At 54.2% G+C, this 21194-nt stretch carries 22 protein-coding genes and 2 tRNA genes; 15 read left to right on the top strand and 9 right to left on the bottom strand.

Going from position 1 to position 21194, the window contains the following annotated elements:
• Positions 1–3 precede the first annotated feature (3 nt).
• From xerD to BLU05_RS11270, 4 genes are all read left to right on the top strand, one after another.
• The gene (gene xerD / locus BLU05_RS11290; protein WP_091879960.1) at positions 4–930 is read left to right on the top strand and encodes a site-specific tyrosine recombinase XerD; all 927 of its coding nucleotides are present in this window, start codon (positions 4–6) and stop codon (positions 928–930) included.
• 50 nt (positions 931–980) lie between these two features.
• Positions 981–1511 carry a hypothetical protein gene (locus BLU05_RS11285; protein ID WP_175540570.1) on the top strand — a complete coding sequence of 177 codons (531 nt, stop codon included), beginning with the start codon at positions 981–983 and terminating at the stop codon, positions 1509–1511.
• A gap of 180 nt (positions 1512–1691) precedes the next feature.
• Positions 1692–2645 carry an acetyl-CoA carboxylase carboxyltransferase subunit alpha gene (locus tag BLU05_RS11275; RefSeq protein WP_091879957.1) on the top strand — a complete coding sequence of 318 codons (954 nt, stop codon included), beginning with the start codon at positions 1692–1694 and terminating at the stop codon, positions 2643–2645.
• Positions 2646–2867: 222 nt separating this feature from the next.
• Positions 2868–2944 (top strand) — tRNA-Arg (locus tag BLU05_RS11270).
• 100 nt (positions 2945–3044) lie between these two features.
• Here BLU05_RS11270 and BLU05_RS26555 read toward each other — a convergent pair.
• Positions 3045–3173 (bottom strand): hypothetical protein, encoded by a 129-nt coding sequence (locus BLU05_RS26555; RefSeq protein ID WP_280139033.1) that lies wholly within the window; start codon positions 3171–3173, stop codon positions 3045–3047.
• A gap of 246 nt (positions 3174–3419) precedes the next feature.
• Between BLU05_RS26555 and otnK the strand changes: the two genes are divergently transcribed.
• From otnK to BLU05_RS11245, 5 genes are all read left to right on the top strand, one after another.
• On the top strand, positions 3420–4673 hold the full coding sequence (otnK, locus tag BLU05_RS11265) for a 3-oxo-tetronate kinase (RefSeq protein WP_091879955.1): 1254 nt from the start codon (positions 3420–3422) through the stop codon (positions 4671–4673).
• A gap of 31 nt (positions 4674–4704) precedes the next feature.
• Positions 4705–5481 (top strand): hydroxypyruvate isomerase family protein, encoded by a 777-nt coding sequence (locus tag BLU05_RS11260; protein ID WP_091879954.1) that lies wholly within the window; start codon positions 4705–4707, stop codon positions 5479–5481.
• Positions 5482–5544: 63 nt separating this feature from the next.
• Positions 5545–5928 (top strand): low affinity iron permease family protein, encoded by a 384-nt coding sequence (locus BLU05_RS11255; protein WP_091879952.1) that lies wholly within the window; start codon positions 5545–5547, stop codon positions 5926–5928.
• 181 nt (positions 5929–6109) lie between these two features.
• Positions 6110–6259 carry a DUF1127 domain-containing protein gene (locus tag BLU05_RS11250; RefSeq protein WP_091879951.1) on the top strand — a complete coding sequence of 50 codons (150 nt, stop codon included), beginning with the start codon at positions 6110–6112 and terminating at the stop codon, positions 6257–6259.
• Positions 6260–6488: 229 nt separating this feature from the next.
• Positions 6489–8042: a VOC family protein gene (locus BLU05_RS11245; protein WP_091879949.1), complete on the top strand. Its 1554-nt coding sequence runs from the start codon at positions 6489–6491 to the stop codon at positions 8040–8042.
• 44 nt (positions 8043–8086) lie between these two features.
• On the opposite strand, the gene BLU05_RS11240 is transcribed toward BLU05_RS11245, so the two are convergent.
• Positions 8087–9040, bottom strand: a complete 954-nt coding sequence (locus BLU05_RS11240) for a ring-cleaving dioxygenase (protein WP_091879948.1) — start codon at positions 9038–9040, stop codon at positions 8087–8089.
• Positions 9041–9208: 168 nt separating this feature from the next.
• Between BLU05_RS11240 and BLU05_RS11235 the strand changes: the two genes are divergently transcribed.
• Both BLU05_RS11235 and BLU05_RS11230 read left to right on the top strand, forming a co-directional pair.
• On the top strand, positions 9209–10150 hold the full coding sequence (locus tag BLU05_RS11235) for a LysR family transcriptional regulator (protein WP_091879946.1): 942 nt from the start codon (positions 9209–9211) through the stop codon (positions 10148–10150).
• 205 nt (positions 10151–10355) lie between these two features.
• A complete protein-coding gene (locus BLU05_RS11230; protein WP_091880272.1) occupies positions 10356–10631 on the top strand; it encodes an HU family DNA-binding protein in 276 nt (91 codons plus the stop codon).
• A gap of 66 nt (positions 10632–10697) precedes the next feature.
• Here BLU05_RS11230 and BLU05_RS11225 read toward each other — a convergent pair whose 3' ends face one another.
• Together BLU05_RS11225 and BLU05_RS11220 are read right to left on the bottom strand one after the other, a co-directional pair.
• Complete coding sequence (locus BLU05_RS11225; protein WP_091879945.1) at positions 10698–11219, bottom strand: GNAT family N-acetyltransferase; 522 nt, start codon at positions 11217–11219, stop codon at positions 10698–10700.
• Positions 11216–11683 (bottom strand): SRPBCC family protein, encoded by a 468-nt coding sequence (locus tag BLU05_RS11220; protein ID WP_091879943.1) that lies wholly within the window; start codon positions 11681–11683, stop codon positions 11216–11218. The genes BLU05_RS11225 and BLU05_RS11220 overlap by 4 nt, the downstream gene beginning before the upstream one ends.
• Before the next feature lie 319 nt (positions 11684–12002).
• Here BLU05_RS11220 and BLU05_RS11215 point away from each other — a divergent pair, with 319 nt between their 5' ends.
• Together BLU05_RS11215 and BLU05_RS11210 are read left to right on the top strand one after the other, a co-directional pair.
• Complete coding sequence (locus tag BLU05_RS11215) at positions 12003–13256, top strand: L,D-transpeptidase family protein (RefSeq protein ID WP_091879941.1); 1254 nt, start codon at positions 12003–12005, stop codon at positions 13254–13256.
• 23 nt (positions 13257–13279) lie between these two features.
• Entirely contained in the window at positions 13280–13504 is a 225-nt protein-coding gene (locus BLU05_RS11210; protein ID WP_091879940.1) for a sulfurtransferase TusA family protein, read from the top strand.
• Positions 13505–13837: 333 nt separating this feature from the next.
• Here the strand turns inward: BLU05_RS11210 and BLU05_RS11205 are convergent, their stop codons facing one another.
• Both BLU05_RS11205 and BLU05_RS11200 read right to left on the bottom strand, forming a co-directional pair.
• Complete coding sequence (locus BLU05_RS11205) at positions 13838–15016, bottom strand: CobW family GTP-binding protein (protein ID WP_091880271.1); 1179 nt, start codon at positions 15014–15016, stop codon at positions 13838–13840.
• A 33-nt stretch (positions 15017–15049) separates the two neighbouring features.
• A complete protein-coding gene (locus tag BLU05_RS11200; protein WP_091879939.1) occupies positions 15050–16165 on the bottom strand; it encodes a D-alanyl-D-alanine carboxypeptidase family protein in 1116 nt (371 codons plus the stop codon).
• A gap of 175 nt (positions 16166–16340) precedes the next feature.
• Between BLU05_RS11200 and BLU05_RS11195 the strand changes: the two genes are divergently transcribed.
• On the top strand, positions 16341–17510 hold the full coding sequence (locus BLU05_RS11195; RefSeq protein WP_091879937.1) for a M20 aminoacylase family protein: 1170 nt from the start codon (positions 16341–16343) through the stop codon (positions 17508–17510).
• A 116-nt stretch (positions 17511–17626) separates the two neighbouring features.
• Positions 17627–17703, top strand: a tRNA-Arg gene (locus tag BLU05_RS11190).
• A gap of 5 nt (positions 17704–17708) precedes the next feature.
• Here BLU05_RS11190 and BLU05_RS11185 read toward each other — a convergent pair.
• Genes BLU05_RS11185 through BLU05_RS11175 form a run of 3 tightly spaced genes read right to left on the bottom strand, consistent with a single transcriptional unit; the run spans position 17709 to position 20901 of the window.
• A complete protein-coding gene (locus BLU05_RS11185; RefSeq protein ID WP_091879936.1) occupies positions 17709–18413 on the bottom strand; it encodes a class I SAM-dependent methyltransferase in 705 nt (234 codons plus the stop codon).
• An 18-nt stretch (positions 18414–18431) separates the two neighbouring features.
• Positions 18432–19955, bottom strand: coding sequence for a hypothetical protein (locus tag BLU05_RS11180; RefSeq protein WP_091879934.1), 1524 nt, complete (start codon positions 19953–19955; stop codon positions 18432–18434).
• Positions 19948–20901, bottom strand: a complete 954-nt coding sequence (locus tag BLU05_RS11175) for a glycosyltransferase family 2 protein (protein WP_091879933.1) — start codon at positions 20899–20901, stop codon at positions 19948–19950. The genes BLU05_RS11180 and BLU05_RS11175 overlap by 8 nt, the downstream gene beginning before the upstream one ends.
• Positions 20902–21194: the final 293 nt, after the last annotated feature.

Raw genomic sequence — 21194 nt, 5'->3', positions numbered from 1 at the left:
CCCATGCGCGCAGCAGCAGCCATAGAGACGTTTCTTGAGATGATGAGCGCCGAACGCGGCGCGGCGCAAAACACGCTCGATTCCTATCGCCGCGATCTGGATGATGCCGCTGCCTTTGCCAGCGCGACGGGCATACAGCTGACCTTGGCGGAGCCTGGAACAATTCGCGCCTATCTCGATGATATTGCCGGGCGTGGCTATGCAGCTACTTCGCAGGCCCGGCGACTCTCCGCCCTGCGTCAGTTCTTCCGCTTTCTCTATACGGAGAATATCCGCACCGATGATCCGACGGGCACACTTGATGCGCCCAAGAAAGATCGCTCCCTGCCCAAAATCCTGAGCGAGATGGACGTGGAGAAACTGCTGGCGCGCGCTGAACTGGAAACGCTTGATGCAGCTGCACCCGCGAGTGATCATTTGCGGGCTCTGCGTCTGCACGCGCTGTTGGAGATTCTCTATGCGACAGGTTTGCGTGTTTCAGAACTGGTTGGGCTGCCTGTGACAGTGGCGCGTTCCGACCATCGCTTTCTGATGGTGCGCGGCAAGGGCTCGAAAGATCGCATGGTGCCACTTTCAGGCAAAGCGCGCGAGGCGATGAGCAAATATCTTGCCGTGCGCGATGCCCTGCCTAACCTTGACGATAATCCCTGGCTTTTCCCGGCAATTTCCGAATCTGGCTTTCTGGCCCGGCAGGTTTTCGCCCGTGAATTGAAGCGGCTTGCGGCCCGTGCCGGACTTGTTACTTCGGCAATTTCACCCCACGTGTTACGGCATGCTTTCGCCAGCCATCTCCTGCAGAATGGCGCGGATTTGCGTGCGGTACAACAATTGCTGGGTCATTCGGATATCTCAACGACCCAGATCTATACCCATGTCATGGAGGAGCGGCTGCACCGCCTTGTCACGGAGCACCACCCTCTGGCAGACTAACCCATCTACCCGCGAAACAGGCGGGACCATAGACTTTGGCGGGAAACTCTATGTGGCGGCTGTTGAAAAAGCTGTTTTCGGGACCGGAACCATCGACTGTCACGACTGACAGCGAAGTAATCCGCTTTGACCAGACGGGGTTCACACGATCAAGCCAGTTGATCCGCGACATGGGCTGGCGGGAGCATTGGAACTGGGACGAGATCGACGGTTTCGGCTTTTCCTTCAAACAGGCCATGTTTCCCGACCCGTGGTTTGGCGATTACATGGAAAGCGAATGGTTCATCATCGTTGAAAACGAAAATGGCCCCGAACACATCTATTTTGACGCGGACTGGCTGAATATCGACAATCTTCCGCCTGCCCTTTTGCAGAATATGCCCGATCTTGATCGCGACGAACTGCGCAAGGGCCTCCACAATGCAGCAGGCGGCTTTCACTATTATGCCGGCGAAGGCCAGTGGGTCGGCTGGCAGCGTCCCAAACCTGCAAAGCGCGCCAACGCGGCAAAGAAGCCAGCCGCAAAACCCAGGACAGCGCCGGTCAAACGTCCAAGATCACCCAAAAAGCCGGGTGCATAGCACTAGGCAAGGACCTGATCTTCATCCTTATCCACGGGATTCCACCACACCTTCGCCGGAATTATCTCTATAACTGACCCCGCGAACACGCCTTGTAAGCCTTGCTTCCTTGACATGCGCGTCCGCAACAGCCAGTTAGGTCGTGAAAAATCCACCGTTTTGCAGGCAGACACCTCGTCCATGTACAACTATCTCGATTTCGAAAAGCCGGTTGCTGATCTCGATGGCAAGATCATCGAACTGAAGAAGCTCGCTGAAGAAGGCGGTGCCCTCGACACCAATGACGAGATCACCCGTCTGGAAAAGCGCTCGGCAGAAGCTTTGCGCGATCTGTATCGCAAGCTGACGCCATGGCAGAAGGCACAGATTGCCCGCCATCCGGACCGCCCGCACTGCGTCGACTATATTGCCCGGCTCTTCACCGACTTCACACCGCTGGCCGGTGACCGCAACTTTGCCGAGGACGAAGCCATTCAGGCAGGTCTTGCCCGTTTCAATGGTCAGGCCGTCGCAGTGATCGGTCAGGAAAAGGGCAACGACACAAAATCCCGCCTCAAGCACAATTTCGGCATGGCCATGCCCGAGGGTTATCGCAAGGCCGTGCGTATCATGGATCTGGCTGACCGCTTCAACCTTCCTGTCATCACGCTTGTCGATACGGCGGGCGCATTTCCGGGTATCGCCGCAGAAGAGCGCGGACAGGCGGAAGCCATTGCGCGCTCCACGGCTGCATCGCTTAACCTGAAAGTGCCGATGGTTTCAGTCATCATCGGTGAAGGCGGCTCCGGCGGTGCCATCGCGATTGCCACGGCGAATCGCGTCTACATGCTCGAACATGCGATTTACTCTGTCATTTCGCCTGAAGGTGCCGCGTCGATTCTCTGGCACGATTCCACCCGCGCCAAGGATGCCGCCACAAACATGCGCATCACGGCTCAGGATTTGTATGAGCTGAAGATTATCGACGGCATCATCCCCGAACCCACGGGTGGCGCCCATCGCGGCAAGGATGCTGTGATCGAGGCCACCGGCAACATCATCAATGTTGCGCTCAAATCCATGGCATCCATGGACCGCGAAGCGCTCAGAAAAGACCGGCGTGACAAATTTCTCGCCATTGGACGCACCCTTTAATATCGAAACAAAGGCCCGGACATTCCCCGGGCCTTTCTTTTCTCTACGAATTGCTTGGCTAAGCTGCCGGAAAACCCGCTTTTGCTGAGTTAAGCCGCCGAATAATTCGGGGCGCGACAGTCTGGCAAAAAATTGTTGCGGTTTTTTTGCCAAAGCTGCTTGCAATTCACAGCCCAACCGATTACGAACCGGCCTGCGCAGACGAACGCGCATTTGTGGCACGCGCCCGTAGCTCAGCTGGATAGAGCACCAGACTACGAATCTGGGGGTCAGAGGTTCGAATCCTTTCGGGCGCGCCATTTCTTCCCAAGAAATCCTGACATGTTTTCGCAGTATCATTCGCGTGCGCCGGCGCAGATCATTTGATGCCTTGAAAAGGCGAGCGGGTCCCGATCAGGCCTAAGCCAAGGAATGGCAGACTTCACAAATCAGTACGGCAATACCAACGACAACACCGAATGCCAGCAAATGGACCCAGACGGGTGTCGTGTAATGGAAATATTGCTTGTCTTCATATTCTTCGTGCAAGGCACCGTACCCTCGTGAACTTCAGGAGCTTTATCCTGACGGGGACAGCCATAAACAGACAGCAAGTCCATACTCATTCCACGGCCAATGGGGAATTCCGATTTGCCGAGTCGGCGTCGCAAGTGAAAAGTCTGTCCTCCATGGCGGATATATCCCCAGGCAAATAAACAACGGCACGGGAGTTGTGTGCGGGCGCGGGTTCATTATCCTGCACCGATATGAGACTGACACTATCGGGAGCCTGACATGCTGCTTGGAGCCATTGCCGACGATTTCACCGGTGCGAGCGATCTGGCTAACACTCTTGCCAAGGGCGGCATGTCGACGGTGCAGTTTGTCGGGACAGGCCATATCGCCGTGCCCAATTGCGAAGCAGGTGTCGTTGCCTTGAAAACGAGGTCAGTGCCTGCCGATGTGGCGGTACACCAGTCGGTCGAAGCCGCGCGGTGGCTGCTCGATCAGGGCTGTGAGCAGATCATCTTAAAATATTGCTCTACGTTTGACTCAACACCTCACGGCAATATAGGGCCGGTGGCCGAAGCATTGCTTGATCTGCTTGGCGCTGACATCGCAATCGTATGCCCGGCCTTTCCGGCAACGGGGCGACGTCTGTTCATGGGGCACCTGTTTGTAGGGGACCGGCTGCTGAGCGAATCCGGCATGCAAAATCACCCGCTCACACCCATGACCGATCCGGATATTCGCCGCTGGCTGCGCCACCAGACCGATGGCGAGGTGGGCAGTATCCTGCTCGATACGGTCCGCAAAGGCACCTCCGCCTTGACCGAAGCCTTCGCAGCAGAAACCGAGGCCGGACGGCGGCTTGTCGTGACAGATGCAGTGACCGATGATGATTTGCGCATAATCGGCACGGCGGCGGCGGATCATAAGCTCATTACCGGCGGCTCAGGCATAGCGCTTGGGTTGCCGCAGAATTTTCGCGACCGGAGCAGGCTTTCGGACAATCCCCGCTCCTTGCCCCTCGCCAGCGGTCCCGGCATCGCGCTTTGCGGCTCCTGTTCAACCGCGTCACAGGCACAGGTTGCAAATTATCTGCAAGCGCATCCCGGCCTTGCCATTGATCCGGCCGCACTGATGGCCGGTAAAATGACCGTGGAAAGCACTCTCACTTGGGTTGGCCAGCAAAACGGCAGTACACCCATTGTCTATTCGACTGCCAATCCGGAGGCTGTCTCCGGCGCCCAAAAAGAATTCGGCCGTGAAGCGGTTGCGGTAAAAATAGAACGGTTTTTTGGCGAACTGGCACAACGTCTGGTCAGTCAGGGTACGCGGCGCATTGTTGTGGGCGGTGGTGAAACATCTGGCGCGGTGGTCGAGGCGCTTAATCTGCACAGCCTGCATATCGGCAAGGAAATTGATCCAGGCGTTCCAGCATTGGTGGCTGATGGCAAACAACCCATCGGCCTTGCGTTGAAGAGCGGCAATTTCGGCGCCGAAGACTTTTTTGCCAAAGCGCTTCTCCAAGTCGGGACTGCATGAAAACAAACGTCAAATCGAATTGAAGTGATCCATGCCAAAATTCTCTGCAAATCTCGGCTTTCTTTGGCCCAACCTACCGCTGCTTGACCGCATATCAGCCGCCGCCCGCGCCGGTTTCAAAGCCGTCGAACTGCACTGGCCCTATGACATTCCGGCAATTGAAGTACGCAATATCTGCGCAGCCCATAACCTTGCTTTGCTCGGCTTGAACACCCCAACCGGCGATGCGACGAAAGGTGAATTCGGCCTTGGCGTATTGCAGGGCAGAGAGGCAGATTTCGAGGCATCGCTCGATCAGGCAATCGATTATGCCCGTATTGCAGGCGCTTCGTCGATCCACGTCATGGCTGGTGTTGTTGCGCCGGAGCAAAAACCGCAGGCAAGAGCTGTCTTTGCCAAAAATCTCGCCCTCGCGGCACACAAGGCAGCGGATTTCACCCTGCTGCTCGAACCCATCAACCAGCGCGACAAGCCGGGCTACTTCTATTCGACGATTGAGGAAGCCGTTTCGCTGATTGAGGAAATCGGTGCGCCCAATTTGACTGTTATGTTCGACGTCTACCACGTCGGCGTCAGTCAGGGTGATATCTTCAAACGGCTGGAAAAGTACCTGCCGCTGATCGGCCATGTCCAGATTGCCGCTGTCCCGAGCCGGGCAGAACCCGATGAGGGCGAAGTTGCCTACACAGCCGTTCTGGCGGAACTGGACCGGCTTGGGTATAGCGGCTGGGTCGGCTGCGAGTACAGACCGCGCGCTGCAACCGATGACGGGCTGAGTTGGGTTCATACTCTGGGCGTTTCTCTGTAACGCCGTTTCTGGAACGAATAGCCGAGCCAATAGTTCTCTTCTCGACGTGAGAGGAGTGGCACGATGCGAAAACTGTTTACCCAAGTCGCCAATAGGGTTGCCTTATATGCCGGCAAGCCGCTGACCTTTATCCTGTGCTGTCTGGTTGTGATCGTCTGGGCGGTGAGCGGTCCCCTGTTCGGCTTTTCCGATACATGGCAGCTTGTAATCAATACCGGCACCACAATCATCACCTTTCTGATGGTCTTTCTCATACAGAACACGCAGAACCGCGACGGTGTCGCCATTCAGGCCAAACTCGATGAACTGCTCCGGGTTTCGAAAGGCGAAAACGTCTTTATCGGCATCGAGCATCTGACCGAGGAAGAAGTCGAAGAATTCCGCAACCGGTGTGAAGCTGCAGCGCGCAAAGCTGACAAGGAACTCGCCGCCCGCAACAAGAAATGAACAGCTGTTCAAAGTCGTCACAATTGACGTGATTCCGCCCGCCGCAATTTAGCCATCCACTCCTCACTTCCTGCAAAGCAGCTATGCATTCTTGTCACTGCAAGTTTTGCAAGGCATCGACTATATGCAGCTCACGATCAAGAAATGATCCAACAAACAATAAGTTACCAAGGTGAGTGAAATGAACCTGATCCGCTCTTACAATAACTGGCGCCGTTACCGTGACACTGTCACAGAACTGAACCGCCTGTCCGCACGTGAACTGAACGACCTCGGCATCTCCCGTGGCGATATCGCCTTCGTTGCCAAGAAGGCCGCAGCAGCGCGCTAATCGAATTCTAAAGTTAGCGTTCGGGATTAACCTCCTCCCAGGTCCCGAACGTTCAAAGGCCGGCACTCCTCCTCCCAGTCGGCCTTTACAAATAGCACCCACCGCACCTCCTCCCGCGGTGGGTGTTGTTTTTTCAGGCACTGCCTGATCGCAACACAGTTTTCCCCAATATTGCACCCCGCCTCCTTTCCCCGTATCAGTCGAACCGACTCACCGGCGGAGGAAATTCATGACAAGCGGCATTCATCACATCACCCTGATCACCCGTAACGTTCAGGCGAATGTAGATTTCTATGTCGGTTTTCTTGGTCTTCGTCTTGTCAAACGCACCGGCGGTTATGAAGACGCAACCCAGCTCCACCTCTTCTACGGCGACACGTCGGCAACGCCGGGTTCTCTGATTACCTTTCTTGTCTGGGAAGATGGATCGCTCGGACGTGTCGGCTATGGCCAGCCCAGCGAAATCGCGCTTGCCATTGCCCCTGATGCTATCGGCTTTTGGCTAACCCGCGCCCTTCAGCACAACATTGCTACCACGGGGCCCTCGCAGGAATTTGGCGAAACAGTCCTGCGCCTGAAAGACCCTGACGGCGTTATCGTCAAGCTTGTCGGCACATCCGAGGTAAAGGGGTCTGATATCTGGACCGGTAATGGCATATCCGAAGCGGACGCCATATTGCGGATTCGCGGCGCTACGGTTTTGACCGAGCAGCCGCTTGCCACCTGCACATTTCTCGAAACCTATTTCGGCTTCACCGCCGGTGAGCAAATCGACACCATCACGCGGATGGTCTCGGCCTCCGGTGATTGTGTCGACGTAAGGGACGCAACCGGGTTCTGGAGCGCGGCACCCGGCACAGGAACGATCGATCACATCGCCTTTCGTGCGCCCGACATTGCCCATGTCCAGACCATCTATGACAGGCTGATCAAGGACGGTTCGGACGCAACGGCCATGCACGACCGCAAATATTTTCATTCAATCTATGTGCGGGAACCGGGCGGCACCCTGTTTGAAATGGCAACCGACGGCCCCGGCATGCTTCTGGATGAGACACTGGAAACACTGGGCAGCAAATTGTTCATTCCGCCGCATTTTGCCCAAGAAACCGAAAACCTCAAAGTGATGCTGCCGCAGTTTGGTCTGCCCGGCGAAGAACGGTTCATCTATCGCGAGCTGCCTTTCGTGCATCGTGTCTATACGCCCGATCATCCGAACGGCGTGACCCTTGTGCTTTTGCATGGCTCTGACGGCAATGAGACCACATTATTACCGCTTGGTGCCAATGCTGCACCACAGGCAACGCTCATTGGCTTGCGCGGACGCAGCAATGAGGAAGGTATTGGTCGCTGGTTCCGGCGGTTTGGTCCTTTGAGCTTTGACCAGAACGATATCCGTTCGGAAGCCGAAGCGCTCGCTGGTTTCATCGAGGGCGCGGTGGAAGCTTATCGCCTTGATCTGCAACGGACCGTATTCCTCGGCTATTCCAACGGCGCCAATATGCTGGTTGCAACCATGTTGCTGCATCCCGGGCTTGTCAGAAATGCAGTTCTCCTGCGGGCAATGAATGTTCTGGAGGAAACGCCACAGGTTGATCTGAGCAATACGCATATTCTGATGGTCAATGGTGAGCACGACCTGTTCGGTGCCAAGACCCCGGATCTCGAAGCACTGTTGCGCGAGGCCGGAGCAGACCTCACGGTGAAACGCGTTTATGCCGGGCACGAAACCGGCCAGCACGACATCGACGCCGTACATCAGTGGATTGAAGCCACCTCCTAAATAGAAAAAGCCCGGCACTTTCATGCCGGGCCTGTTTATCCAGATTAGACCAGAGGCTTCAGGTTCGCCTCGATGGAAGCCCGCTTTCCCTCAAGGAATGGCGGCAGCGACAATCCTTCACCCAGTGTTTCCAAAGGCTCATCGACCGTGAAGCCCGGACCATCCGTGGCAATCTCGAACAGAATGCCATTGGGCTCGCGGAAATAGAGCGAGCGGAAGTAGTAACGCTCGACTTCGCCGCTGGACGGCATACGGAAACTCTTCAGCCGTTCGGTCCATTCATGCAATTGCTGCACGTCAGGCGCGCGGAATGCCACGTGATGGACGGCGCCCGCACCCTGCCGTGCCACGGGAAGATCCGGCTGCACCGCCACATGCAGTTCGGCAGCAGGACCGCCCTCACCCATGGAAAACACATGCACATGCCCGGCACCATCAGGTGACGGATAGCTACTGGTCTGGCGCATGTTCATCACATGCAGAAGGATGGCTTCCGTATTGGTGATATCGGGCACGCTGATGGTGATTGGACCAAGGCCGCGAATCTGATGTTCAGCCGGAACCGGGCTCTTGTCCCACGGATGTGAGGGGGCTGCGCCGCCATCATTGATCAGGCGGAACCGCTGGCCTTCGCCATCTTCGAAATCCAGCGAGTCGTAGCCACCGATTTCGGTAACCTCACCTGATTTGACGCCAAGCTCGATAAAACGTGCCTTCCACCAGTCGAGGCTGGCTTTGCTGCCAACACGCAAACCGGTGCGTGAGATACTATGCGTGCCGCGCTGTTCCGGGCCAACAGGCCAGTCGAAAAAGGTCAAATCGGTGCCGGGCGTTGCTTCGCCATCCGCATAGAACAGATGGTAGGCACTTGTATCATCCTGATTGACTGTCTTTTTGACAAGCCGCAGGCCGAGGGTCTTCGTGTAGAAACGCAGGTTCTCCGGCGCATTCGCCGTAATGGCAGTCAGATGATGGATACCGGTCAATTGTAAGGACATGAAAGCCTCCTGAATTGGTTTGCTTGGCGCTCATTCGCCGTTGGGGTGAATATCTGCGCTGTCGGCAGGCATATAAAGAGCGCTTCCATGCAACCCATGTTCGATAAAACAGAACAATATCACGCATACAGGCTTTAAAATTCGCCATTAGTCCGTTATGAAAGAACCATGAAATGGCGCTTCGACGATTTACTGACTTTTCTTGATGTGATGGAGACCGGCAGCATTACTTTGAGTGCTGCACGGCTTAACCTGTCAAAATCGGTTGTCAGCAAGCGCATCACCGATCTTGAGGCGGCACTCGGCACAGAATTGTTCCAGCGTTCGCCGCGCAAACTGCTCGCCACTGATAACGCCCACGCCTTTGTCGAACGGGTCCGTCCGCTGGTGCGCGACATCATGGAGGCAGCTGATACGGCAGGTGAACGCTACAGCGCCATTCGTGGCACTTTGCGCATCACCGCGCCCATGACCTTCGGCACTTTCTATCTCAGCCGCATGATCGCCGATTTTGCCCGGCAATATCCTGATCTTGAAATCGCCGTCGAGCTTGATGACCGCATGGTCGATCTTGTGCGTGGCGGTTTTGACGTTGGTGTTCGCATCGGCATTCTCAAGGATTCAAGTCTGATTGCCCGCAAACTCTGCACAGACGCGCGCGTCATTTGTTGCAGCCCGGCTTTTGCGGCGGCGAACGGCCTGCCCAAAAGCCTCGACGAACTTGGCTCCTTCGCCTGCATCGACTATTCCAACGTCAACACCAGCCAGCTCTGGCAATTTGAGAATCCGACATCATCAGGTGAACCGGTTTCCGTTGCCATGCATGGGCGCATCGTGGCCAATAATGGCGAGGCCATGCGTGACATGGCGATTGCCGGGCTGGGGCTGGTGCTGCTGCCGATGTTCATCGCGGCGGATGCCCTGCGCAATGGAACGCTCATATCAGTCCTGCCGCAAGTCAAGCCGCTGCCCTACCGCATCCATGCGGTCTATCCACCGACCCGGCATGTGTCGGCCAAGGTCAGAGCCTTTATCGATCACCTAGCGCGCCATATTGGCGAGCCGCCAATATGGCAAATGCCCGACGCTCTGCGGACGGGTCAGCCCTGAATGAACAGAATCAGAGAGCGAATCACCTGGGTCAATTTGCAGGCCCGATCTGGCCCTCATCCGAAAATTCATAGCCGGATTTGCAAAAAACCCTGTAAACACTGGGTATAAACCCCGAAAATGCGCTCTATTCCTGATGACAGAGGCGGCAACGCGTGCCATACAGACGCCTTCGATCAACGAATATACTGAGGAAACCGCCAACATGAATACGTCCGATCTTATCGAGAAGCTCGTCGCTGATCAGGGTCTTACAAAGGTTCAGTCCAAGGCGATTGTAGATAGCGTTCTTAAGGGCATCACCGATGCCGTCGTCGCAGGCGACGAAGTTTCGCTGCCAGGCTTCGGCAAGTTCAAGGTACAGTCGCGCGCCGCTCGCGAAGGCCGTAACCCTGCAACTGGCGCAACGATCAAGATCGCAGCCTCCAAGAAGGTTGCCTTCCAGCCTGCAAAGGCTCTGAAGGATGCCCTCAACGGCTAATCCCCGTTGGTGCTGATTTCTTAAAAGGCGGTGCTCAGGCGCCGCCTTTTTCATTTTGTGGTAGGCTCAATCCCGTTCGAACCTGAGAACGATGATGTGGTCGCCGCCTTCATCAAACTCATCAATGCGCCTGAACCCGGCAGTTTCCGCTGCTCCGATCGCATCAAGATTCTCCGCCTCATAGGAGACGTAAGCAAAGCGCTCATCGGCGAAATGCGGGAATGCGATCAGTGCGAGATACTGCTTCAACATCAGCTGTTCGAAACCCTTTCCCACATAGGCAGGTTCGCCGATGAAAAGATCGAGGCTGATACCGGCATCTGCTCCCGTTGACTCAACCCACTCCTCGTAATCGGCATTGCTGTAGCATTGCAGATAGCCGAATGGCTGCTCGCCATAATAGGCGATATGGCAAATATCGGGGGTCTCGCCTGTGAACATCGGGCCATATTCCTCCGCCACCTCACGCGGCGTGATAGGATCGGGTTGATAGAAAGCGCGCACATGCGGCGTCATCAGCCATCTTGCCATCAAAGGCAGATAGGACAGCGAGGCCGGGCGGAAGCTGATTGCAGGGTTCTCAGTCATGTTCGGCTACCCCCGGTTGCGAGAGCAACCGCCTGTTGTTCGACAAACTTTTCAAGACTGTCGAGTGCCCCGCTCCAGCCCTCATGATGACGATCACGTGCCGCTTCATCGAAAAACCGCTCATGGATCAAAGTGAACAACGTGCCGCCGTCCACTGGCTCAAGCACCAGCGTTACCAGCGATTCCCGATCGGGCAGAGTGATCCAGACCCAGGTGAAAGCCAGACGTTTTTCGATCAGCACTTCGCAATAGACACCGCTGACATTGTGCTCTTCCCCGTCAGGCGTAAGAAAAATCACGCGAAACGCGCCGCCCACACGCGGATCAGCCTCGGCTTTCAGGGTTTTGGCACCGGTTGGACCCCACCAATGCACAATCATGGCAGGATCGGTCCAAGCGGCCCAGACCAGTCGCGGTGGCGCTTTCAGATGGCGTTTGAGCGTCAATGAAGGTGCAATTGCCATTCTTTTCCTCCCCGAAAGGGTCGTGTAGCATACACTTGATGTGAGAGACCGAGGGTCAGTAAACAACAATTGATGAGCGCGAATGCTTCCTGTCAATGGCGCGTTCTCGAAGAGATACTGGCAACAAAATGCAGATCATACCGGGAAAACAGTGCATTTCGCCATAAAACCGCCCTGTCTTTATTGCAGGTGACGATTGTGTGATTGAGCAATTTGCTACATTGCAGTAAGGCTTTATCAACTATAACGGATGCAAATAGGGGGTTGTGGATAGCAATCCACACAATTTCGACGAAGCGAACTGGTAACAGCTGCGAAGATGAAAATACCGACACATATCCTTGCACCGTTGATGCTGACCCTGTTTCTCGCAGGTTGTCAGGGCGCATCCGTTTCTGATCTTGCGCCAAAGTCCGAACAGCAACTGTCCGAAAAAATGGTCAAGCTGATGAAGACCAAGGGCATGAGCATGACCGCGCCGGTTATGGTTCGCATCTTCAAGGAAGAGAACGTTCTTGAAGTGTGGAAGCGCAAGGACAATGGCCGCTACGATATCGTCACGAGCTACAAGATTTGCAAATGGTCGGGCAAGCTTGGCCCGAAATTCATCGAAGGCGACCGTCAGGCACCGGAAGGTTTTTATGCCGTGCGTCCGGGCCAGATGAATCCGAAGTCCAGCTATTACCTGTCCTTCAACACCGGTTTCCCCAACGCGCTTGATCAGGCCCTTGGCCGCACTGGCGCCAATCTGATGGTGCACGGCGCATGTTCGTCGTCGGGTTGCTATTCGATGACCGACGCGCAGGTTCAGGAAATCTATGCTTTCGCCCGCGACGCTTTCAAAGGCGGCCAGGATTCGATCCAGCTGCAGGCCTTTCCGTTCCGTATGACCGCAGCCAATATGGCGCGCTACAAAGACGATCCGAACTATGGCTTCTGGAAGAACCTGAAAGAAGGTTACGACCACTTCGAAATCACCAAGGTGCCGCCCAAGGTGGATGTGTGCGAGAAGAAATATGTCTTCAATCACACAACCGACCCGAATGCACCGATTGCAGCGACGGCTATCTGCCCGCCCATGCAGCAGCCCGAAACGCTGAAGATGGCCTATCAGAGCTATCAGAACAATTATGAGGCCGCATTCTCGACTATGGCAGGCAAAGGCAGCATCACGCCGCCGAGCCGCTCGATTCAGGGACTGAGTGAAGCCAAGATCATCGCCGAATGGAGCGCCCGCCGCGCCCGTGGTGAACGCGTCACGCAGGAGCCGCCATCCCTGTCGCCGCAGGACAAGGACGCAGCGCTGAAACCGCAGGTGATGGTTCGCCTCGCTTCCGCAGTGGCTGCCGACAAGGTGCGCGACGAAAAAGAAGCTGGTAAGCGGCACCGCATGACCGTTGCCGCCATACCGGCTTCAACTGCCAATCAAGTTGCAACCAATGCATCAGCACCGGTTGTTACCCAGACGGTAGCGCCCGTGCCATCCGTTGCTCCAGCTCAGGTGCAGGACGTTTCAGCGACTGTTGCTGAACAGCCTGCCAAAAAGGCCTGGTGGAAAATCATTGGTAACTAAGTGAGCCATCCGGAGCATTCGGCATGAGCGCTGATATTTACGACCTGCGCGGCCTGAATTGCCCTTTGCCGGTGCTTAAAACCCGCAAACGTCTGGAAACCATGCCCGAGGGCACGCGGCTGTGGGTTGAAACAAGCGATCCCCTCGCCGTGATCGACATGCCCAATTTCTGCATGACCGATGGTCACAGGCTGATTGAAACGGTGACTATTGATGGCGGCCACCGCTTTCATATCGAGCGTGGCTAAGCCATAAATCCAGATATCTGCAAAGCGATGATTCATGGTTCAACAGCCTCACCATGACAGAGATGGGTGATTGCAAAGATAATGATCAACGTTGCAGAACTAGACTCCCCCCAATCCCACCCCTCCCCGTCATCCTCGGGCTTGACCCGAGGACCCGCGGCTAAGGAAATCAAATGATCTGGATGCTCGGCGCGTTCTGATTATGGGTCCTCGGGTCAAGCCCGAGGATGACGGGGAGAGGTATGCCCCTTGTGGTATGAACACCCCTCATGGTGAGCTCTTGTCGAACTACCCACTACATGAATTGCAGCAAACTGGATTAACGGCTTATGGCTAAATTTTCATACCCGGTATGGCCAAGGGATTTTCAAACAACCCGGCGCGATCCGGCGTATCAATGTTTGGCTCATTGAGGAATGCGCTGAAAAGCTGCGTGATGTAACTCTCAGGCAAATCTTTCACGATCATCACCAGACGGGTTTCGTGCTTGCAGTCAGGCCAAGCCAAAAGACGAACTGGCGGGTGGAAAATCTGCTGCACACCGTGAATGACCATCGGGCGCTCCGGGTCATCCGCCAGTTGCACGATGCCTTTGACGCGTAGCAGCTTCTCGCCATGGGCTGAACGCAGAAGATCAAGAAACATCTCAAAACCAGCGCGTGGCACCGGCTTATCATGTGTCAAAGAGAATGATCGGATCGCCGCATCATGGCGATTGACGTCGTGATGGTGATGCCCGTCGTGATCATGGTCATGATGATGCGCATGGTCATGATGGTGGTGATCATGATCGTGATGGGTGTGATGCTCGGCTTCCTCACGCTCGTGCTCCCGGTCACGAAAAGCTTCGGCTTTCAGCCAGCGCTGCACGTCGATGGTTTTTGTTTGAGGATTATAGACACCGCATTCAAACAGCGCCGCATAGCCCGTGCGCGCGTCGCCAACATCAATAATATCAGCACCGGGATTAAGCGCCGCAAGCCGGGCATGCAGTGCGGACAGTCCTTCAGCGGCCTCCGGCATGTCGGTTTTTGTTACCACAATACGGTCGGCAACCGCCGCCTGTTTGACGGCTTCCTCATGCGCATTGAGCGTGGCCATGCCGTTGACCGCATCCACAGTGGTAATCACCCCGTCAACGCGGAAAGCCTGCAACAGCACCGGATGGCCCATAATCGCATGCAGGACTGGCGCAGGATCGGCAAGACCCGTGGTTTCGATGATGACCCGCTTGAGCTTTTTCAGTTGCCCCGTCTGCAGACGGTCAATGAGATCGGCAAGCGTATCAACCAACTCCCCCCGGACCGTGCAGCACAGGCAGCCATCGGAGAGCTCTATAACGCCCTCGCTCGCCGTTTCCACCAGAAGGTGATCAATCCCGACATCGCCAAACTCGTTGATGATGACGGCCGTGTCGGCAAGAGCCGGATCTTTCAACAGGCGGTTGAGCAAGGTGGTCTTCCCCGACCCCAAAAATCCCGTGAGTACAGAAACCGGAATGGGAAGAGGCAGGCCACTCATGATATCATCCTAAGCTTGAATTGTTCAGTTCACTGTTTTTGCCGCATCCGCCGCATCGCTCAGCGATGCGCGATCAGGACGCGGGATTGGTATGGGAATACGGCTCATATCCTTGCCTTTGGGTGCGATCTTCGAAGGCAGCAGCGCGACGAGTTCCGCCTGCGGCTCGTGATCCATCCGGTACATATAGGGCGAGCCCTGAATGATATGACCTTCCGCGTCCTTGCCGTCCCAGCTATCGGAAGCAGCAGCTTCCTTGGAGCAGACGGTCGGGCGCATATTCACCGCGACATCGCGCGTTGCAGGACCATAGGGCTGCAATGCCTGCAGCGTAGTCCCGGTGCCGCGTGTCTCAAAACCTTTGGCCAGCAATTCCGCCGCCTTGGTGGCGCGATCCGGTTGCTTCAGCTCACCCAGAACAACAGTAATGACATTACGGCCATCGCGCGTGGCCGAACCGACCAGATTAAAACCGGACGGGCAGACAAAACCGGTTTTCATACCATCTGCGCCCTGAAACCGGCCGATCAGCGCATTGAAGTTGGCCTGAATCTTGTTACCGGAATCAATCGCTTCAATATCGAAGTAATGCATATATTGCGGAAATTCATGGCGCATCTGCACGGTCAGGACAGCCAGATCGCGGGCAGTCGTATAATGATCGTCCGAATGCAGGCCATTGGGATTGACGAAATGCGAGCCATACATGCCGAGGCGCTTGGCTTCCGCATTCATGAGCACGGCGAACTTTTCCGACGAGCCACCCAGCGTCTCGCCGACAGCCATCGCCACATCGTTGGCGGATTTGACCATCAGAATCTTGAGCGCATTGTCGAGCGTCAGCTCTGAGCCCGCCTTATAGCCCATTTTGCTCGGCGGCTCTTTTGCGGCGCGCGCCGTCATCTTGATCGGCGTGTCCAGTGTGATCTGGCCTGATTCGATCATGCGAAACGCCACATAAGCCGTCATCAGCTTGGTAAGCGACGCCGGATACCAGCGCTGGAACGCATCTTCCTGCGACAAAATCTCGCCTGTACCCACATCAACAGTGATGTTCGGGCCCGCAAGTGCTGCTGTCGACAGGCCCGCAATGGTTGACACCATGCAAGCTGAAAGAAAGAGTGTTACAGTTTTACGCATTCCAGATATCCAGCCTGTCTGTATAAAGAACCAGGGAAATGGCCTTGTGATTTCATTGCCGGGCTTCCCGCCGGGTCGCAATGGCCTTATCTATCCTATGTGGCAGTCAAAAGGCAAAACACCTTTGAACTGTTCACTGAATTGTCAGAGTCCGCACGTTTGGAGTTGTACCAGAATGCCTTTGCTCAATCGCGCCATCGAAATGCAGGAAGAGGTTTCGCAGTGGCGACGCCATTTGCACGAGAACCCGGAACTGATGTTCGATGTTCACGAGACCGCGAAATTTGTGGCTGATAAGCTGCATGCATTTGGCGTTGACGAAGTGGTCACCGGCATCGGCCAGACAGGCGTGGTCGGCATCATTCATGGCCGCCACGGCGAAGGCCAGACGGTTGGTCTGCGCTCCGACATGGATGCACTCCCGCTCAATGAAATCACCGGCAAGCCCTATGCGTCGAAGAACCCCGGCAAGATGCATGCCTGCGGCCATGACGGCCACACCGCCATGCTGCTCGGCGCGGCGCAATATCTGGCTGAAACCCGCAATTTCAAAGGTTCGGTGGCCGTGATTTTCCAGCCCGCCGAAGAAGGCGGCGGTGGTGGCCGCGAGATGGTCAAGGAAGGCATGATGGAGCGCTTTTCCATCTCCGAAGTCTATGGCATGCACAATATTCCCGGGCTTCCCATAGGCCAGTTTGCCATTCGCAAAGGCCCGATCATGGCCGCAACCGATGAATTCACCATCACCATCGAAGGCCGTGGCGGCCATGCGGCCCAGCCGCACCGCACGATCGACCCGGTGGTCATCGGCGCGCAGCTTGTCAACGCGCTGCAAACCATCGTTTCGCGCGGCACGGACCCGCTTGATTCCGTTGTATTGTCAGTGACCAAATTCCACGCGGGTGATGCACACAACATCATTCCGCAGAAGGCGGAGCTTGCGGGCACGGTGCGCACATTGCGTCCGGAAATGCGCGACTTTGCCGAAAAACGCCTGCGCGAAGTGGCCGAAGGTGTAGCGGTGGCGCTCGGCGCGGTTGCCAAGCTGGAATACGACCGCAACTACCCCGTGACGTTCAATCATGATAAGGAGACGGAGTTTGCTGCCCGCACGGCACAGAGTGTGGCTGGCAACAATGCAGTCAATCAGGAAGTTGCACCGATGATGGCGGGGGAAGATTTCTCCTATATGCTTGAAGCACGCCCCGGCGCTTTCATATTCATCGGCAATGGCGAGAGTGCCTCGCTGCACAATCCTGCCTATGACTTCAATGACGACGTCATTCCGCACGGCATCAGCTATTGGGTACAGCTTGCCGAAAGCGCCCTGCCCGCCGCATCCTGATTACTCATCGAGCAGTTTCTGCCTGAACATATGCAGAAACTGCTCTGAGAGATGTGCGTATTTCCTGCATGTTGAGACTTGGCGTTGCCGCTGAAAAACAGTATGTCTGGCCGCATGGTCCCGTAGCTCAGTAGGATAGAGCGACAGATTCCTAATCTGTAGGCCACTGGTTCGAATCCAGTCGGGATCACCATAAAATCAAACACGACCCATTACGAAATACTGCGCCCCAAAAGGCAATTGACCAAACGCGTCGTCAACCTTGCGCATTACTCCCTTTATTGCCGGGACGGTTAAGATGTACCGTCCATCCACGTCACGCAATCCCGCACCTTGCAGATATTGCGATGCTGTTTTCTTTGTAAGGAGAACCGCGTCGGCGTCAAACGGGCAGGTGTTCACGGCTCTGCGCGTAAGCGGGTTGTAAGGGTTGTGCTCGAACAAGACGACAAGTCCACCGGGCCGCGTAACCCTGGCGAGCTCCGATGAAAAATATGTCCAATCAGACGGCGGTACGTGGTGCATAACGCAGATGGCAAAGGCCGCGTCAAATGAAGCGTCGGGATGTGGAATCTGTTTCCCATCAAATGACTTGTAGGCCACATCCGGATTGTTGCTCTCAGCTTCTGAAATGCATTCCGCCGATGGGTCGATGCCGGAAATCTTTCCGACTTGGCCGCGCAATAGCGGATGATATGTCCCAACCCCGCAACCGACATCCAATATCGACAACTCTGTCGGATCGCCAATATGCTTCCTTAGAATATCGACGAGCCTAACCGCCTTGGCACGGATGAAAAAATCAACATTCAAACCCGAAAACGAAATAGATTTATTTACAGCGTCAGCATAACTCGATTTGTAGGCGTCAAACTCATTGCTATGTGCATCTTCTTGAGACATGAAGTTTCCTGTAGATCATCAAATTCGTTGATAAACTTTCATTTTATGGTTTCCTGAAAATTCAGGGGCGGGCTGCGTCTCGAAAACCAGATTGTCGCCATCCGATAGAATGGGTTTTTCACTCAAGCCAAGCAAGTATTCGCCTCCTTTGATATCTCTGGGCGGATGGCAATAAATCTTGATATCGGGTGAGCAATCTCCACCCATCCATTTGTTGGTATGAACGACGATCTCGAGGGCAATACCGCTTTTAGCTTTCAGATATCCGCCGAAAAGACCAGCTTCGTACGCTGAACCGAAGATATGAATCACCGCCCCATCCCGGATCTTGCTGAGCAGGAAATCGGCAGCCTGGCTTTTTGCGTATGTGAGTTGTTTCTTGTCAGAAATATCCTTCCACGTGATGGGAGCTTGCCAGATTATCAATGCTGCTACGATCAAAGACAGCAGTTTCGTCCTCTCTGAAAATGTCCAAAACACGTAGAATATGGATAGAAGCGCGATAGATGCCGAGTAGTAGGGCATATCAAATTGCAAAAGAACGAGAGCCAAAATGTGCCCGAGAACTGCGAGCGGCAGCGCATCAAAAACGGGGTCGAAAATCTTGCCCGTCATGATTCGATAAGTCGAAGCGCCGAGACACAGGTAAATCCACGGAGATTCCAGCTGATAAACAAGTGCATCGATAAACGTCGATGTTGAATGATACCTATCGGTAATGTGCGGTATTATTAGAATAGCATATAGAGATAACCAAACTACAACCGGTATTGCTGTCATGAGACAAGCAACAATAAGTCTATTTTTATATTTATGATCAGCACAAACTGCTTTAGCAAAGCAGCAAAAAGCAAGAGAAGATGGAAGTATTATTGAAGTCTCTTTGTAGAAAACGATTAACGACACACCCAAACTCGCAACTGCAGCTGATAGCCACCCTCCCGAGCGTATGAATATGAAGACTGCGCAGATGATTATCGTGCTTAACGGAGCAATGTTGCGCTCAGGATAAATGAGATCGATAAAACTGGAAGCAATTGGAGTGGAGCAAAGAATGGCGAACCAAAGAAGAGGAGCTGCTTTCGATGGCTTCAATATCCACCACGAAAGAAGGCAAACAACGGCAAACTCGACTGTAGAAAACAGTCGGTAGAATTCCATTGTCTTGCTCAGTTTGCCAAGAAAATGAAATTCTTGATGAGCCAGCGGGAAAAATCTTCCCCCGGTGGGCCATATCGGCGGCGCATACCATTGGTACGATGTCGGGCTCACCGTTGTGAAGAAAATGTTTGCGTCCCACCAAGTGAAACTTTCACGAAATTGAATAAAGAAGCCGGCAGCAAGCACGATGGCTGTAAGCATTGCCACGTCCGAGACACGCATGGTCGTTTCTGGATTCTCACCTCGCATTGGCAGCATCTCAATACGCCACATCATTAGCAGGCTAAAAGAAACAACCAACTGGAAGATCACCACCAGTGACATGAATATGTAAGGGTGTTCCCAAACAATGAGCACGAACTGCCAAGAAAATTCAGTCATTTGTTGTCGCCTCGATCACGAATCGTGGGCGTTTCTTTACTTCGAGATAAATTTTCCCGATGTATTCGCCAACAATGCCGAGACTAAAAAGCTGAACACCACCGAGAAATAGAATGGGGAGTGCAATCGATGCCCATCCTGGCACAACGTCACCGTAAAAAAATACACGGACAATTATGACCCAGAATACTCCGACGAAGGCGGCAAAGCTGAAGGCTGCGCCTGTGAACGCTACAAAACGGAGTGGGACGACAGAAAATGATGTAATTCCATTTATGGCCAGACCCAACATCTTTCGCAACGTATATTTGGTCTCTCCGAATTCACGATCCTGTCGTTCATAGTGGATGATTTTCGTCGGAAATCCGATCGACGGTATCACGCCACGGAGAAAGAGATTTACTTCCTGGTGGGCAAGAAGCACATCAAGTGACCGCCGGGACATTAATCGGAAGTCTGCATGATCTTCTATGATATTCACGCCCATTGCGCGCATTAGCTTATAATAGCCGATGGCGGTAGACTTCTTAATTACACTATCATTCCCGCGCGACGAACGAACCCCGAGAGCTAAATCAACTCCCTCCTGATATGCCTTCAGCATTTCCCCAATCGTGGATATGTCGTCCTGAAGATCTGCGTCGATGGTCAAAACAACATCAGCGTCCGCAATAGTCAGCCCGGCGAGCATAGCACTTTGATGACCGTAATTTCGGCTTAACTTGATGCCTTTTACGGGGAGCTTCTCGGTGAAATCCTTGATGATAGACCATGTGCGGTCCTTGCTGCCATCATCAACGAGTATCAATCGAAATGATTGCATTCCGAATTCACTGCTTTTAATGCAAGTGTTCAAGAAATTTATCAGCTCAGGAACAGTATGTGGGATTGTTTCCTCTTCGCAATAGCAAGGGATAACAACGTCCAACAGGTATTGTTTATTCATAATTTTTAAAGACCCAAAATTTCATAAGTATAAAAAATGTAACATTATAAAATAACGTAGAGATCACTTGAGAAATCACGACGCCTGCAGATGAGAATCTAATCGCATAATATAAAACGAATAGATTGATGGAGTACGCTATAGCAAAGGCGATGGAAAATTTTATGACACCGCCACGGCCTGATGATGTTTCAAACGTAAAACGGCCATTCATAAAAAAACTATTCAGAAGTCCGCAAGCAAAACCCACTGCATTACACACATACGGCCCAAATCCGGCGTAAGTGAAAATA

Origin of the sequence: Phyllobacterium sp. OV277, from assembly GCF_900104355.1 — a bacterium.
In the GTDB taxonomy this organism is placed as follows: Bacteria; Pseudomonadota; Alphaproteobacteria; order Rhizobiales; family Rhizobiaceae; genus Phyllobacterium.
The sequence above is the reverse complement of the archived record's forward strand: the minus strand, read 5'-3'. Positions and strand labels throughout refer to the sequence as shown.